The 18,178-nt window shown below is 61.2% G+C and carries 1 protein-coding gene; it reads left to right on the top strand.

Annotated elements, in window-relative coordinates; genetic code table 11:
• The first annotated feature begins 18 nt into the window (after positions 1-18).
• Positions 19-18,072 (top strand): Ig-like domain-containing protein, encoded by an 18,054-nt coding sequence (locus tag ACOTX1_RS08060; protein WP_263521974.1) that lies wholly within the window; start codon positions 19-21, stop codon positions 18,070-18,072.
• The last annotated feature ends 106 nt before the right edge of the window (positions 18,073-18,178 follow it).

The raw sequence follows: 18,178 nt of genomic DNA on the forward strand, positions 1-18,178 counted from the left end.
ACCTGCAAGGAGAAGAATATGAGTACCGCAAAAGTTGTTGATGTCATCATTCGCAAAACGGCAGAGAAGACGAAATTAACCGGTGAAGGGAATCTCTCGGTTTCTATTTCCTCACCGAGCGTGATTGAAATTCAGGGTTCTGCTCAGGACGTGGTGCGTTATGTCCGCCAGGGGAATGACCTCCTCATTTATATGAAAGATGGCAGCGTGATCCGCTGCAATAATTATTTTGTCGAAGACACGGAAACCCATAATCATTCCGAACTGGTATTTAACGATAACCAGGCGTTGACGCATATTTCATTTGCCGATGCCGGCGAAGCATCAGGCGTTGCCGCCACCGAATTAACCGCCCAGGCTGCACCCATTAGCAGCATTGAACCTTTCCTGGAGCAGGGAAGCGTATTAAGCGATGCGCCGTGGGGCTGGATTGCCGGTGCGGCGTTAGGGGGCGGTGCGATCGGCGCACTGCTGGCTCACGGCGGCGATGGCGAAACCAAAACCAGGGTTATTGATAATACAAAAGAAGTCGAAAGCGCTACGCCGACATTTTTGCTGGCGGACAACGCGGGTGACAAGCAGGGCGTGCTGAGTGCAAAAGAGGTCACGGATGATAACACCCCCACCTTCAGCGGTACCGGGCAGCCGGGCGCGACCATTCAGGTTAAAGACGGCAGCGGCAGCACCATCGCCAGCACCATGGTCGCGAAGGACGGCACCTGGACGGTAACACTCCCGACCCAGGCGGACGGGGAACATACCTGGTCCGTCGTACAGATCGACGGCAGTAAAACGACCTCTGCGGGCAGTATTACCGTAACCGTTTCTACAGCGGATACCAGCGTGACGCTCGCCACCACGGCGGGCGATAACGTGATCAACGCCAGCGAACAGTCCGCGGGCTTTACGCTGTCCGGCACCAGCAAAAACCTGGCGCAGGGAACGGAGCTTACCGTCACGCTCAACGGTAAAACCTATACCGCAGAAGTGGGAGCAAACGGCGCATGGAGCGTGAAGGTGCCTGCTGCCGACGCACAGGCGCTGGGCGATGGTACCTGGACGGTCAACGTCAGCGGAAAAGACGCGGCGGGCAACACCGTGTCCGGCAGCCAGACGATTGGCGTGGATACCGCCTCGCCAGTGATCTCTGTCGACACGATCGCCCAGGACAACATCATCAACGCGGCTGAACATAATCAGCCGCTGACGCTGACGGGGAAAACCGATGCGGAAGCGGGCCAGATTGTGTCGGTCACGCTGAACGGCAAAAATCACACGGCGACCGTGGGCAGCGACGGCAGCTGGTTCGTTACGCTTCCGGCCAGTCAAGTACAGACGCTGGCTAACGGCGAGTACACCCTGACGGTAAACGTCAGCGACAAAGCGGGTAATGGGTCCTCCATCACCGCCGATTTCACGGTCGATACCGCAGCGCCAGTGGTCACTATCAACACCGTCGCGGGCGACGACATTCTGAACACCAGCGAGCAGGGGCAGGCGCAGATTATTTCCGGCCAGGCGAACGGCGCGGCGGAGGGCGACGTAGTCACCGTGACCGTTGGCGGCAAGACCTTTACCGGTGTCGTCCAGGCGGACGGCAGCTGGAGCGTCGGCGTGCCTGCCTCCGTCATTGGCGCGCTGGGGGAAGGTAGCCACAGCATTTCGGTCGCCGTGACCGATGCGGCGGGCAACACCGGCAGCGCGACGCACGGCATTACGCTGAGCGGCAACCCGCCGGAATTTACCCTTGATCCCATCAGCCAGGATAACGTCCTGAATGCGCAGGAGGCCATGCAGCCCCTGAGCCTGAGCGGGACCAGTAATCTGCCGAACGGCAGCGCTGTCACCGTGACGCTGAACAACGTTAACTATCAGGCCACCGTTGAGAACGGTCGCTGGTCCGTTCAGGTGCCGGTCTCCGACGTGCTGGATCTGGCGAATACCCTTTACACCGTCAGCGTCAGCGGCACCGACAGCGTGGGTAACAGCGGCTCCGCCGAGGCGAATCTGCTGGTAGACACCGTGCTGCCGCAGGTGATCGTCAACACCTTTGCCGGGGATAACCTGGTCAATAACGCCGAAGCGGCGGTTGACCAAACCCTCAGTGGACGCGTCACCGGCGCGGCGGCGGGCGATACCGTCTCAGTCACCGTGGGCGGCAAGAGCTACACCGCGACGGTTGGCAGCGACCTGAAATGGAGCGTGACGATCCCATCGGCCGACCTCCAGGCGTTTGGCGACGGCGATTTAACCTTCAGCGCCTCTGTCACCAATGCGCACGGCAATACCGGCACCGGCGAACGTGATATCAACATCAACGCCGAACTGCCGGGCCTGCGCGTGAACACGATCTCTGGCGATGACGTGATTAACGCCATCGAGCAGCAGCAGGATCTGGCCGTCACCGGCTCCAGCACTCATCTGGCCGAAGGCACACAGATCACCGTTACCATCAATAATGTCGAATACGTCACCACGGTTAACGCCAGCGGCAGCTGGCAGATTGGCGTGCCGGCGGCGGACCTTCAGGCATGGACGGCGGGAGGCATCACCGTCAGCGTCAGCGCGGAAGATGCCTGGGGCAACACCGTGGCGGCTGAACACCCGATCGAGCTTGACCTGAATGCGGTGGCTGTCACCATCAATACCGTAACCACTGACGATATGCTCAACGCGGCAGAAAAAGGCGCGGATGTCACGCTTTCTGGTCAGACGCAGGGCGTGGAGGCCGGGCAGACCGTGGTGGTGAAATTCGCGGATCAAACCTTTACTGCACAGGTGCAGCAGGACGGCTCCTGGCACCTGACCGTTCCGGCGAGCGCGATGGAAACGCTGATCGACGGGCGTGCGCAGGTGAGCGTCAGCGTGACTAACGTCAACGGCAACAGCGCGGACGCCTCACGCGTGGTGATCGTCGATACGCAGCCGCCAGCCATTACGCTTGATAACCTGACCGACGACAACATCATTAATGCGGCAGAAGCGCAGCAGGATCTGGTGCTCAGCGGCAGCACAACCGCTGAAACGGGCCAGACGGTCACCGTGACGCTGAACGGTAAATCTTACCAGACCACGGTACAGGCGGACGGTCGCTGGCAGCTGAACGTGCCTGCCGCCGACGTGGGCGCGCTGACCGATGGCAATGTCACCGTGACGGCCACCGTCAGTGACGTGGCGGGCAACAGCAGCAGCGCGGACCGCGTTGGGCTGGTGGATGCCACCGTACCGCAGGTGACCATCAACGATTTCGTCACCGACACCAACACCGTTAACCAGCTGGCCCATGCTCAGGCGCAGATCCTGAGCGGCTCCGTCACCGGCGCGGCGGCGGGCGATTTGGTCACCATCACCATCAATAACGTGGACTACACCACCGTGGTGGATGCGGCAGGAAACTGGAGTCTCGGCCTGCCTGCGTCCGTCATTCAGGGGCTGACGGACGGCACCTGGACTATTAACGTCTCCGTGACCGATCGGTCCGGCAACACCGGCAGCAGTTCAGCGGATGTGGTGGTCAATACTGTGACGCCCGTTATCGGTATTAACACGCTGGCAGCGGATGACGTGATCAATGCGGCAGAGAAGGGCGAAGATCTGCTGCTTTCCGGTACCAGCAACCAGCCGGAAGGAACCACCATCACTGTTAATCTGAACGGTATCAACTACACCGCCACCACCGACGTCAGCGGCAACTGGAGCGTTACCGTACCCGCCTCTGCGGTGAGCGCGCTGGGTGAAGCCAATTACACCGTAACGGCGAGCGTCACCGATAATGTGGGCAATAGCGCCGCTGCCACGCACGATGTGCTGGTGGACAGCTCGCTGCCGGTTGTTACCCTCAACAACTTCGCGGGCGACAATATCGTCAACGCGGCGGAAGTGGCCGCAGGGCAAACCCTGACCGGAAAGGTTTCTAACGCGGCATCGGGCGATACCGTCACGATTATCCTCGGCGGGCAGACATACACGGCTACCGTACAGGACGATCTCACCTGGAGCCTGCCGTTAACCCAGAGTCAGTTAACCGCGCTCGGCAACGGCGATCTGACCGTATCGGCCAGCGTGACGAACGCGCACGGCAATACCGGATCGTCTTCCCTGGATGTCACCATTGACGCCGAGCTGCCCGGCCTGCGCATTGATACCGTCGCCGGTGACGACGTCATTAACGTTATTGAACACGTGCAGAACCTGGTTATCTCCGGCACCAGCACCGACCTGGCGGCGGGTAGCACCGTCACCGTGACCATCAACGGCAAGAGTTATTCCGCATCGGTACTGGCGGACGGCACATGGCAGGCTGCGGTTCCGGCCGCAGACGTCTCCCGGTGGGCGGACGGGTCGCTCACCATCAGCGCCAGCGCGCAGGATACCTCCGGCAACCCGGTGAACATCGGTACCGTTGTGGATGTCGATCTCGCCCCGGTGGCGATAAGCATTAACAGCGTGACGGACGACAACGTGCTGAACGCGGCAGAAAAAGGCCAGGATCTGGTGCTGTCCGGCTCCTCCTCGAACGTTGAAGCGGGCCAGACCGTTACCATTATCTTTGCGGGTAAAACCTGGACCACGACGGTCGATGCCAACGGTGACTGGACCTGCACCGTACCGGCTGCCGATCTGAGCGGCCTGAAGGACGGCGAAGCCAGCGTACAGGTCAGCGTAACCAACGTGAACGGCAACGCGGCCTCTTCCTCGCTGGCATTCAGCGTCGCTACCGCCGCGCCAGCGGTCACCATCAACACCATCAGCGGCGACAACATGCTGAATGCGGCAGAGGCGGCGCAGGAGCTGACCCTGAGCGGGAGGTCTACTGCCGAAGCAGGCCAGACGGTCACCGTGACCTTCAACGGCAATCAGTACACCGCCCAGGTGCAGGCAAACGGCAGCTGGACGCTGGACGTACCGGCGGCGGATCTGGCGGGGATCGCCGACGGCAGCGCGGCGGTCACGGTGACCGTGTCCGATAAAGCGGGCAACCCGGCCAGTGCAGGGGCGTCCGTGCTGGTCGACACTACCGTGCCGCAGATTACCTTCGACATTGTGGCGGGCGACGACATTGTTAATATTGCCGAGCACGGCCAGGCGCTGATTGTCACCGGCAAGGTGACGGGCGCGCAGGCGGGCGATGTGATTACCTTGACCCTGAACGGCAAAGACTACACAGCGATGCTGGACGGTGCCGGTAACTGGAGCGTGGGCGTTCCGGCGACGGACGTGGGCGCGCTGGCTAACGGCGATCAGACGATCTCCGCCACGGTCACCGATAAAGCGGGCAACAGCACCAGCGCGACGCATGCGTTTGACGTTTCCCTGACCGCGCCGGTGATTGCCATCAATACCCTGGCGGTTGACGACGTGATCAACGCGACCGAAAAAGGCCAGGACCTGTTGATCTCCGGTACCAGCAACCAGCCGGACGGGACCCGCATCACCGTAACCCTGAACGGTATCAGTTACGCCGCCACCACCGATGCCAGCGGTAACTGGAGCGTCACCGTTCCGGCGGCAAACGTCTCGGCATTGGGCGAAGCGAGCTATAGCGTGACGGCCAGCGTGACCGATACTGCGGGTAATAGTGCGAACACCAGCCATAGCGTGCTGGTCGACAGCGCGCTGCCGCAGGTCACCATTAATGCGGTTGCCACCGACGACGTCATTAACGCGGCGGAAGTGGCTTCCGGACAAACCCTGAGCGGGAAAGTGAGCGGTGCCGCGAGTGGTGACACTGTCACAATTTCGGTGGGTGGCAATACCTACACGACAACCGTGCAGGACGATTTAAGCTGGTCGGTTAACGTCGCGTCTGACGTGTTAACCGCCATCGGCAACGGCGACCTGACCGTATCCGCCAGCGTCACTAACGGCCACGGTAATACCGGCTCCGGCGAGCGCGACATCACGATTGATGCCAACCTGCCTGGCCTGCGGGTCGATAAGGTGGCGGGTGACGACGTGATCAACAGCATCGAACACGGACAAAACCTGATTATCACCGGCTCCAGCGACGGTCTGGCAGCGGGTTCAGCATTGACGGTGACCGTTAACGGTAAAACCTACGCGGCCACCGTACTGGCAGACGGTACCTGGACGGCCGCCGTTCCGGCAGCAGACGTCGGCGCGCTGAGCGAAGGCACCGTCACCGTGACCGTTGAAGGCCAGAGCGCAGCGGGCAACCCGGTTTCTATCAGCCACGACGTGAAGGTCGACCTGGCGACGGTTGCTATCAGCATTGACGCTATCGCTACCGACGACGTAATCAATGCGGCAGAAAAAGGCGCAGATCTGGTGCTGTCGGGTGCCACCACCAACGTGGAAGAAAACCAGACCGTTACCATCACTTTCGGCGGTAAGACCTATAGCGCGACGGTGGATGCCAGCGGCAACTGGACGGCGACCGTACCGTCTGCCGATTTAGGTAGCCTGAAAGACGGCGACGCCAGCGTGCAGGTCAGCGTCACCAACGTGAACGGCAACAGCGCCTCGGCGGGCCGCGAGTACAGCGTGGACGCCACCGCGCCGACGGTGTCCATCGAGATCGTCAGCGACAACAACATCATCAACGCGGCCGAAGCGCAGCAGGATCTGGTCGTTAACGGTGTCTCCAACGCCGAAGCGGGCCAGACCGTCACCGTGACGCTGAACGGCGTGGACTACACCACCACCGTACAGGCGAACGGCAGCTGGAGCGTCACCGTACCGTCTGCGGATATCGGCGCGATTACCGACGGCAGTTACACCATCACGGCAGCCGTCGCGGATAAGGCGGGTAACCCGGCCTTGGCGGACCGCGATGTGCTGGTGGATACCACGGTGCCACAGCTGACCATTAACACCGTTTCCGACGACGACGTGATCAACAGCGCCGAGCATGCGCAGGCGCTGATTGTCACCGGTTCCGTGACCGGTGCGGCGGCGGGCGACGTGGTGACCGTCACCATCAATAACAAAGATTACACGGCGACCCTGGACGCTTCCGGCAGGTGGAGCGTGGGCGTGCCTGCGGCGGACGTGAGTGCCCTGACCGCCGGGGATCACACCATCACCGCGGCACTGACCGATAAAGCCGGAAACAGCAACAGCACAACGCACGAGGTTGAAGTCAACCTCACTGCGCCGGTGCTGACCATTGACACCGTGTCCGGCGACGATGTGATCAACAGCAGTGAGAAAACGCAGGATCTGACCATCACAGGTACGGCTTCCGGGCTGGCCGCGGGCGCGGTGGTCACCGTGATGCTCAACGGCAAAGCGTACAGCGCCACGGTGGATACCAATGGCCAATGGACCACAACCGTTCCGGCGAGCGAGGTGGGGCAACTGGGTGAAGCGCTTTACACCGTGTCGGCCTCCGCAACGGACAGCGTCGGCAACAGCACCAGCACCTCGCACACCGTGAACGTGGAATCCGTGCTGCCTGGCGTCATCATTAACGCCGTGGCGGGCGACGACGTGATCAACGCGGCGGAGCTGGCAACCGGCCAGACCATTAGCGGCACAGTGGTGAATGCCGAAGCGGGCAACACCGTGACTGTGTCTGTTGGCGGCCATAACTACACCGCAACGGTGCAGAGCGATCTGACCTGGTCCGTCAGCGTACCGGAATCTGTGCTCACCGCGCTGGGCAATGGCGATCTGACCGTGACCGCCAGCGTCACGAACGGCGTGGGCAACAGCGGCAGCGGAGAGCGCGATATCACTATCGACGCGAATCTGCCGGGCCTGCGCGTGGACACCGTAGCGGGCGATGACGTGATTAACAGCATCGAACACGGGCAGAATCTGATTATCACGGGTTCAAGCGACGGCCTGACGGCGGGCACAGCGCTGACCGTCACCGTAAACGGTAAAACCTATGCAGCCACGGTGCTGGCAGACGGCACCTGGAGCGCGGCGATCCCTTCTGCGGACGTGAGTGCCCTTGCCGCAGGCGCGGTCACCGTGAACGTTGAAGGCCAGAGCAGCGCGGGCAATCCGGTGACTATCAACCATGATGTGACGGTGGATCTGGCAAACGTCGCGATCAGCATTGACGCCATTGCTTCCGACGACGTTATCAACGCCGCCGAGAGGGGTGCGGATCTGGTGCTCTCCGGCACCACCGCGAATGTAGAGGAAAATCAAACCGTCACCATCACCTTCGGCGGCAAGAGCTACACCGCCACGGTGGACGCTGAGGGTAAATGGACCGCCACGGTGCCGTCTGCGGATCTGACTGGTCTGAAAGACGGTGATGCCAGCGTGCAGGTGAGCGTCACCAACGTGAACGGCAACAGCGCGTCTGCGGGCCGCGAGTACAGCGTGGATGCTACCGCGCCGTCCGTGACCATCAACACGATTGCCACCGACGATATCCTCAACGCCTCAGAAGCACAGTCCGACCTGGCAATCTCCGGCACCAGCACCGCCGAAGCAGGCCAGACGGTGATCGTATCGCTGAACGGCAAAGATTACACCACAACCGTCAGCGCGAACGGCAGCTGGACGCTGAACGTGCCGGCAGCTGACCTTGCAGGATTAACCGACGGCATCGTCACCGTAACCGCGAGCGTGAGCGACAAGGCGGGTAACCCGGCGTCGGTTGACCACGCCCTGACGGTGGACGTCACCGTACCTGCGGTGACCATCCACACCGTGGCAGGCGACGACGTGATTAACGTGGCTGAACACAATCAGGCGCAGATTATCAGCGGCTCCGCCACCGGCGCGGCGGCGGGCGATAAGGTCACCGTCACGATCGGCGGCCAGACTTATACCACCGTGCTGGATGCGGCGGGTAACTGGAGCGTGGGCGTTCCGGCGAATGTGATTTCAGGCCTCAGCGACGGCACCGTGACCGTCTCTGTGTCAGTCACCGACGCGGCGGGCAATACCGGCAGCGGCACGCATAATGTGACCGTCGATACCGGTCTGCCATCGGTCAGCTTCAACGCCATCAGTGATGACAACGTCCTGAACGCCGTTGAAAAAGGCCAGGATCTGAGCGTCAGCGGCACCAGCGCCAACCTGGCGGAAGGCACCCAGGTCACCGTGACCCTGAACGGTAAAAACTACACGGCGACAACTGCGGCAGACGGCACCTGGAGCCTGACGGTTCCGGCTGCGGATCTGACCGGTCTCGGTCAGGCCAGTTACACCCTGAACGCGACGGCCACCAACGGCGTGGGCAATAGCGTGAGCAGTTCTGCGAACCTGCTTGTCGACACCGCGCTGCCAACCGTCACCATCAACACCGTGGCGGGCGACAACGTCATCAACGCGGCGGAAGTGGCCGCGGGTCAGACCCTGAGCGGCACCGTGGCGAATGCCGAAGCGGGCAACACCGTGACCGTGACTATCGGCGGCTACAGCTACACCGCAACGGTGCAGAATAATTTGTCCTGGTCCGTCAACGTGCCGTCTGACGTGCTGACCGCACTCGGCAACGGCAGCCTGAGCGTAACCGCGACCGTCACCAACGGCCACGGCAACACCGGCACCGGCGAGCGCGAGATCGCTATCGACGCTAACCTGCCGGGGCTGCGCGTCGATACCGTGGCGGGTGACGACGTGGTCAACACCATCGAGCACGCGCAGAACCTGATTGTTTCAGGCACCAGCGACGGGCTGGCGCCGGGCACGGCGCTGACGGTTACCGTCAACGGTAAAGATTACGCGGCAACGGTGCTGGCAGACGGCACCTGGCGCGCTGCGATCCCGTCCACCGACGTGAGCGCGTGGCCGGAAGGCACCGTGAAAATCAGCGTTACCGGTGACAGCGCGGCGGGTAATCCGATCACCATCAGCCACGACGTGACCGTTGATCTGGCTACCGTTGCCATCAGCATCAATGCGCTTGCCACCGACGACGTGATTAACGCGGCGGAGAAGGGCGCGGATCTGGTGCTGTCCGGTGTGACCACCAACGTGGAAGCCGGGCAGACCGTGACCATTAGTCTGAACGGCAGGATCTACACCACCACCGTGGACGACAGCGGCAACTGGACTTACACCGTGCCGTCAGCGGATCTGGCTGGCCTGAAGGATGGTGACGCCAGCGTACAGGTGAGCGTCACCAATGTGAACGGCAACAGCGCCTCGGCGGGCCGTGAGTACAGCGTGGATGCTACCGCGCCGTCCGTGACCATCAACACCATTGCCACCGACGATATCCTCAACGCCTCAGAAGCGCAGTCCGACCTGGCAATCTCCGGCACCAGCACCGCCGAAGCGGGCCAGACGGTGACCGTATCGCTGAACGGCAAAGATTACACCACAACCGTCAGCGCGAACGGCAGCTGGACGCTGAACGTTCCGGCGGCGGATCTGGCAGGATTAAGCGACGGCAGCGTCACCGTGACCGCGAGCGTGAGCGACAAGGCGGGTAACCCGGCGTCGGCGGACCACAACCTTACGGTGGACGTCACCGTTCCGGCAGTGACCATCCACACCGTGGCAGGCGACGACGTGATTAACGTGGCTGAACACAATCAGGCGCAGATTATCAGCGGCTCCGCCACCGGCGCGGCGGCGGGCGATAAGGTCACCGTCACGATCGGCGGCCAGACTTATACCACCGTGCTGGACGCGGCGGGTAACTGGAGCGTGGGCGTTCCGGCGAATGTGATTTCAGGCCTCAGCGACGGCACCGCGACCGTCTCTGTGTCAGTCACCGACGCGGCGGGCAATACCGGCAGCGGCACGCATAATGTGACCGTCGATACCGGTCTGCCATCGGTCAGCTTCAACGCCATCAGCGATGACAACGTCCTGAACGCCGTTGAAAAAGGCCAGGATCTGAGCGTCAGCGGCACCAGCGCCAACCTGGCGGAAGGCACCCTGGTCACCGTGACCCTGAACGGTAAAAACTACACGGCGACAACTGCGGCAGACGGCACCTGGAGCCTGACGGTTCCGGCTGCGGATCTGACCGGTCTCGGTCAGGCCAGTTACACCCTGAACGCGACGGCCACCAACGGCGTGGGCAACAGCGTGAGCAACACCGCGAACCTGCTGGTAGATACCGCGTTGCCAACCGTCACCATCAACACCATTGCGGGCGATAACGTCATCAACGCGGCGGAAGTGGCCGCGGGTCAGACCCTCAGCGGCAAGGTAGCGAACGCGGAGGCGGGCAATACCGTCACCGTGACCATTGGCGGCAACACGTACACCGCGACAGTGCAGAGCGATCTGACCTGGTCCGTGAACGTGCCGGAATCCGTCCTGACGGCGCTGGGCAACGGCGACCTGACGGTGTCTGCGACTGTGACCAACGGCCACGGCAACATGGGAACGGGCGAGCGCGATGTCACCATCGACGCCAGCCTGCCGGGGCTGCGCGTGAATACCGTGGCGGGCGATGACGTGATCAACAGCATTGAGCATGGTCAAAACCTGATCGTCTCCGGCACCAGTGACGGGCTGGCGGCAGGCACAACGCTCACCGTGACCGTGAATGGCAAGACCTATGCCGCGTCGGTACTGGCAGACGGCTCCTGGACCGCGGCGATCCCGGCGGCAGACGTGGGCGCTCTGGCCGCAGGCACGATGACCGTCACCGTAGCGGGCCAGAGCACGGCGGGCAACCCGGTCTCCATCAGCCATGACGTGACCGTCGATCTGGCGGCGGTGGCTATCAGCATTGATGCGATTGCCACCGACGACGTTATTAACGCGGCGGAGAAAGGCGTGGATCTGGTGCTCTCCGGCAGCACCTCGAACGTTGAGGAAAACCAGACCGTTACCGTTACCTTCGGCGGCAAGACGTACACCGCGAAGGTGGATGCTGACGGTAACTGGACGGCCACCGTGCCTTCCGCCGATCTCGCGGGCCTGAAGGACGGTGACGCCAGCGTGCAGGTGAGCGTCACCAACGCGCACGGCAACAGCGCCTCGGCGGGCCGCGAATACAGCGTGGACGCGACTGCGCCAACCGTGACCATTGATACGGTAGCCGGCGACAACGTGATCAACGGCAGCGAAGCGGCTGCGGGCGTGGCCATTTCCGGCACCACCACGGCTGAAGTCGGTCAGACGGTCACCGTGACGCTGGGCGGAAACAGCTACACCGCACAGGTTCAGCAGGGCGGCGTCTGGAGCGTGAACGTGCCGGGCACAGACCTTTCCGCACTGGCGGATAACGGTTACACCGTGCAGGCCAGCGTGAGTGACGCCGCGGGTAATCCGGGCAGCGCGGGGAAAGCGATTACGCTTGATACCACGCCGCCGACCGTCAGCTTTAACGTTGTGGCGGGCGATGACGTCATCAACAGCGTGGAGCACGGGCAGGCGCAGATCGTCAGCGGCACCGCAACCGGCGCCAGCGTCGGCGATAAGGTGGTCATCACCATCGGTTCGAACCAGTACACCACCACCGTTGACGCCAGCGGCAAATGGAGCGTGGGTGTTCCGGCCAGCGTGATTTCCGCGCTGACCGACGGCACCGTAACCCTTAGCGCGACTATCACCGACAGCGCAGGCAATAGCAGCACTCAGACTCATGACGTGGTGGTAAATACCGCATCGGTCGCGCTGACCGTCAACACCCTCAGCGGTGATGACGTGATCAATGCGGCAGAAGCGGGCGCGTCGCTGGTCATCAACGGCTCCAGCGCGCAGTTCGCCAGCGGTACGCAGGTCACTATCACCCTGAATGGTAAGAGCTATACGGCCACTATCCAGAGCGATGGCTCCTGGACAACCACCGTACCGGCCGCCGACGTGGGCACCCTGGCCGACGGCGCGAGCTACCAGGTTTCTGTTTCGGCGCAGGACAGCGCCGGGAACAGCGCCTCGGCGACGCACACCATCAGCGTGGATACCACTGCGCCGGTGGTGAGCATTGGGAAGCTGTCGGTTGACGACATGCTGAACGCCGCGGAAGCGCAGCAGCCGCTGACCGTGCACGGATCTTCCAGCGCGGAGGCGGGTCAGACCGTTACCGTGACGCTGGGAGGAAAAACCTACACTGCGCTTGTCGGCAGCGACGGCACCTGGACGCTCGACGTGCCGGCAGCCGACCTGGCCGCCCTGAGCCAGGGCGCGCTGACGGTCACCGCTTCGGTCAACGATAAAGCCGGTAACAGCGGCCAGACGACGCATACCTTAACGGTCGATACCATCGCGCCAGCCGTCACCATTAGCACCGTGGCCGATGACGATATCGTCAACAACGCCGAGCAGCTGGCGGGGCAGACCATCAGCGGGACCACCACCGCGGAACAGGGCCAGACGGTGACCGTCTCCTTCAACGGCCACAGCTATCAGGCGACCGTGGCGGCTAACGGCTCCTGGTCGGTCTTCGTGCCGGGGCGTGATTTCCTTGGCCTGAGCGACGGGGATTACACCATTACGGCTACGGTGAGCGATAAGGCAGGTAACCCGGGCAGCGCAACGCACGACGTGACGCTTAACGGCGACGTGCCGACCATCGCCATTAACACCTTTGCGCAGGACGATATCGTAAATGCCGCCGAACATGGCACGCCACTGGTTATCAGCGGCACCACCGATGCGCCAGCGGGCCAGACGGTGACAATTACGCTTAACGGTAAAACCTACACGGCTACCGTTCAAAATGACGGCACCTGGAGCTATACGGTCGGCAGCGCAGACGTGACCGCGCTGGCGGACGGCGGTTCGTACGTGATTAACGCGCAGGTGAGCAACGCCATCGGCAACAGCGTCAGCGATAACCACACCGTAACCGTGGATCTCACCGCACCGTCGATGGGGATCAGCATTGATTCCCTGCAAAACGATACCGGCCTCAGCGCGAATGACTTCATCACCAACGACAGCCAGGTGGTGGTGAATGGTTCCCTGACCGCGCAGCTCGGCAATAACGAGAAGGCGCAGATCAGCCTTGACGGCGGCGTCACCTGGATCGACCTGACCGTCACCGGCACCACCTGGCGCTACACTGATGGCCGCACCCTGACGGACGGTACGTATCAGTACCAGGTACGCGTGATTGATAACGCGGGCAACGTTGGGGCAACGGACAGCCAGGACGTGGTAATCGATCTGACGAAGCCTGTGGCGGCGACCATTACCGTGGATTCCGTCTCGCAGGATACCGGCCTGTCCGACAGCGACTTCATTACCAGCGACAACCAGATCAGCCTGAAAGGTACGCTCGGCGCGGCCCTGGGCAGCGGCGACCACGCCCAGATCAGCCTGGACGGTGGCGCGACCTGGACTGACGTGAGCGTTAGCGGCCTGAGCTGGACGTATATTGATGGCCGTACGCTGACCGACGGGGATTACAACTACCAGCTGCGCGTGATTGACGACGCGGGGAATATCAGCGCCACCACCAGCCAGGTGGTGACCATTGATACCGTCGCGCCGGACGCCAGCAAAACGATCGCTATCGACAGCATCAGCGATGATACCGGCCTGAGCAGCAGCGACTTTATCACTCGCGACACGTCCCTGACCCTGCACGGCTCACTCGGCGCGACGCTGGCCGACGGCGAATATGCCCAGATCAGCATCGACGGCGGCGTCACCTGGCAGAACGTGATCGTCACCGGCAACAGTTGGTACTACGTGGACGGCCGCACGCTGGGTAACCAGACCTATGACTACTACGTTCGCGTAGTGGATGCGGCGGGCAACGTGGGTGCCAGCGCTCATCAGCAGGTGACGGTCGATACGGTCGCGCCGGATGCGGCGATTACGGTGACCGTGGATAACATCACCGTCGATAGCGGTTTCGATAACAATGACTTCCTGACCAGTTCGACCTCGTACACGCTCAACGGGACGCTCGGGGCCGAACTCGGGGCGGGTGAGTATGTGCAGGTGAGCATGGATGGCGGCACCACCTGGGTTTACGCCACGGTAAGCGGTACCCAGTGGCGCTATACCGACGCGCGCACCCTGGCCGACGGCGACTACCGCTATCAGGTGCGGGTTGTCGATCAGGCGGGCAACGTCGGGGCCACCACCACGCAGGACGGGACGGTGGATACCCAGGCGCCGCAGTACGGCATCACCATTGACAGCATCAGCGAAGATACCGGGCAGTCCGGAAGTGATTTCATCACCATGGACACCTCGCTGACAATCAACGGTTCGTTGGGCAGCGCGCTGGCCAGCGACGAGCGCGTACAGATTAGCCTCGACGGCGGCAATACCTGGATTGACGCTACCGTCACTAACCAGCGCTGGAGCTATACGGACACCCGCGATCTGGCGGACGGGGATTACAACTACCAGGTGCGGATCATCGACCAAGCGGGCAACGTCGGCTCAACCACTTCGCAGGTAGTAACGGTTGATACCACGCCGCCTGATACGGTGGGAACGGTGGTCAGCTATACCGACGGGGAAGGCGAACGTCAGGGCAGCTTCGGCGCTTCGGTGGCAACAGATGACAACTCTCCAGTGATTAACGGGACGCTTAACCGTGCGCCGGACAATGGCGAGATCGTGCAACTGTATCGTGACGGTGTGCTGCTGGGACAGGTGACGATGAACGGCGCCGCCAGCTGGTATTTCCAGGACAGTGGTCTGAATGACGGTAATCACGTCTATATGCTGCGTGTGACCGATCTGGCAGGTAACTTCACCGACTCAGATGATTTCGTGCTGAAAGTGGATACGAGTATCCCGACAACCACCGTGACCATTAACCCTCAGACGACGACAGATAGCACCCCGATTCTGAGTGGACTGGTATCGGCGGGACTGACCAACGGCGAGTACGTGGTTATCACCGTGAACGATAAAACCTACACCTCAGAGACTGGCGGTGCGGTCGTGGTCGATCCGGATAACAACACATGGTATTTGCAGCTCCCTGACGGCGATGCGCTGAGCGTGAAGAATTATGATGTTACGGCACAGGTGAAAAGCAGCGCCGGCAACGGTAATACCGCTGGGTTGACCACCGGTAGCCTGATTGTAGGGAGTGAAGAATCATTGACGCCGGCCTGGTCATTTACCGCCGCGAACTACTCCTATTCTGCCAGCTATATGCTGGATTCGGATGGGCTGTGGACGATTATGGCCAACCAGCAATTCGCATCCGCCAATACCAGTAGCCGTAACGCTTACACCGTTTCAGGCAATTTCTCAATGACGGGAAATTACACAACCGGTACTTACGCGGATATCAACCGCGACGGGCTGGCTGACGTGCTGGCGGAAGGGACAAGTTACTCGTACATGGTGCAGCTGATTAACAATGGAGACGGTACATACACCTCCAGTACGCTGACCAATATGGGGGCTGCGGTGTGGTATGGCGCGGTGGTCGCCATTGACATCAAGGGCGATGGTTACACTGACTTTGTCATCGGCGATGCTGGCGGGCCTGATTCCAGCACCGTCATGCTCAATAACAACGGCACGCTGACGGGCAGTTCGAAGTCCGGTACGTACTCCAGTTTCGTATCGGGATCAACGGTAGGTAACTACAACAGTCTGATTGAAACGTCCGGTGTGGATTTGAACAACGACGGGAAAGTGGATATTGCCCAGCATACGACCAACGGGGGCAACAACTATGCCCTGTCGACCATGTTTAACCAGGGCAATGGCTCATTTACGTGGGGGCAAAACTTCACCAATACCATGTACAGCGGCTATGGTTCCGCCGCAGCGTCCAATGCCGTGAGTATGACCTGGGCCGACTTTAACGGTGATGGTTACATGGACCTGTATATGAGCATGTCCCGTACCTCCAGCGGAACCAGTCAGGGCGGGGTGTTAATGCTGAACGACGGTAGCGGCAACCTTCTGGCCGGCACCGCGGTTGGAACGGCGACCACGGATAAGTTTGTGGGTAACGTCAGCGTGGCGGTGGACTGGAACCTAGACGGTCACATGGACATCATCAAGCTGGCGAATAGCGGGCAGTCTTATCTTTACACCAATGATGGACTGGCAGGTACTGCAAGCTTTACTGCTTCGAAATTCAGTACCGCTACGTCAACTCAGGTATCCGGCGCGGCTCTGCTTGATTACGACTGGGATGGCGCACAGGATCTGCTCATTTTCCGTCAAAACGGTACGGTTTTACTGGAGCGGAATACCAATACGGTCGCACCAGGTACGGCCTTGCATCTGAAGATTGTCGACAGCGAAGGGATTAACGCCTTCTTTGGCAACACTGTCCAGCTGTACAACGCGGCAGGCCAGCTGGTCGCCAGTGAAATCATCAATGCCCAGTCCGGGATTGGCATTAACGATTCCTCGTCGCTCATCAGTTTTTACGGCCTGGATCCCAGCGAGACGTATCACGCGGTGCTGGTTCGTGCCGTTAACGGTGTTTCGAGTAACGTAACCTGGGACGGGCTGACGGCAGGAGACGGTAAAGAAAGTTACGCCCTGACGGCTGAAGCTGCTACGGGCGGTCACCAGGGCACCCTGACAGGAACCGGCTACAACGATACCTTTATCGCTGAAGCAGGGACGTATACCTACAACGGTTCCGGTGGCTGGACGACGACCTCTGAACACGACACGTGGAGCAGTACGGGCGGCATGGATGTCGTGGATTATCGCAACGCCACTTCCGGCGTCACCGTCGATTTAGGACGCTCTACGGCGCAGAGTACCGGATTCGATACCGCGACACTGGTGAATATTGAAGGCATCAACGGCTCCGACTATGACGACGTGATCACCGGCAACAGCGGTGATAACCAGTTCGAAGGCAGGGGCGGGAACGACACCTTCAACATCGGCAGCGGCGGTCACGATACGTTGCTCTATAAGCTGATCAACGCGTCTGACGCGACGGGCGGCAACGGCAGCGATGTGGTAAACGGCTTTACCGTCGGCACCTGGGAAGGGACGGCGGATACGGACCGTATCGACCTGCGCGACCTGCTTTCCGACAGCGGTTATACCGGCACCGGCTCGGCGAGCTACGTCAACGGCGTGGCGACGCTGGACAGCAGCGCGGGCAACATCGCCGACTACATCCGCGTGGTGCAGAACGGCAGCAACACCGAGATCCAGGTTGACCTGGATGGCACCGGCGGTCAGTTCTCGCCCACCACGCTGGTGACGCTGAACGGGGTGCAGACAGATCTGGCGACGCTGCTGGCGAACCACCAGCTGTTAATTGCGTAAAACACTGCCGCGGGGAGCGATCCTCGCGGCTTTTTGCGTTTCTTTACACGAATAGCCATAACCCTATATTTCACAAGATTATTTTGCGGGCTCGTTTAGACAGTGT

Source organism: Enterobacter cloacae complex sp. IR5401, assembly GCF_049238425.1.
In the GTDB taxonomy this organism is placed as follows: Bacteria; Pseudomonadota; Gammaproteobacteria; order Enterobacterales; family Enterobacteriaceae; genus Enterobacter; species Enterobacter hormaechei_C.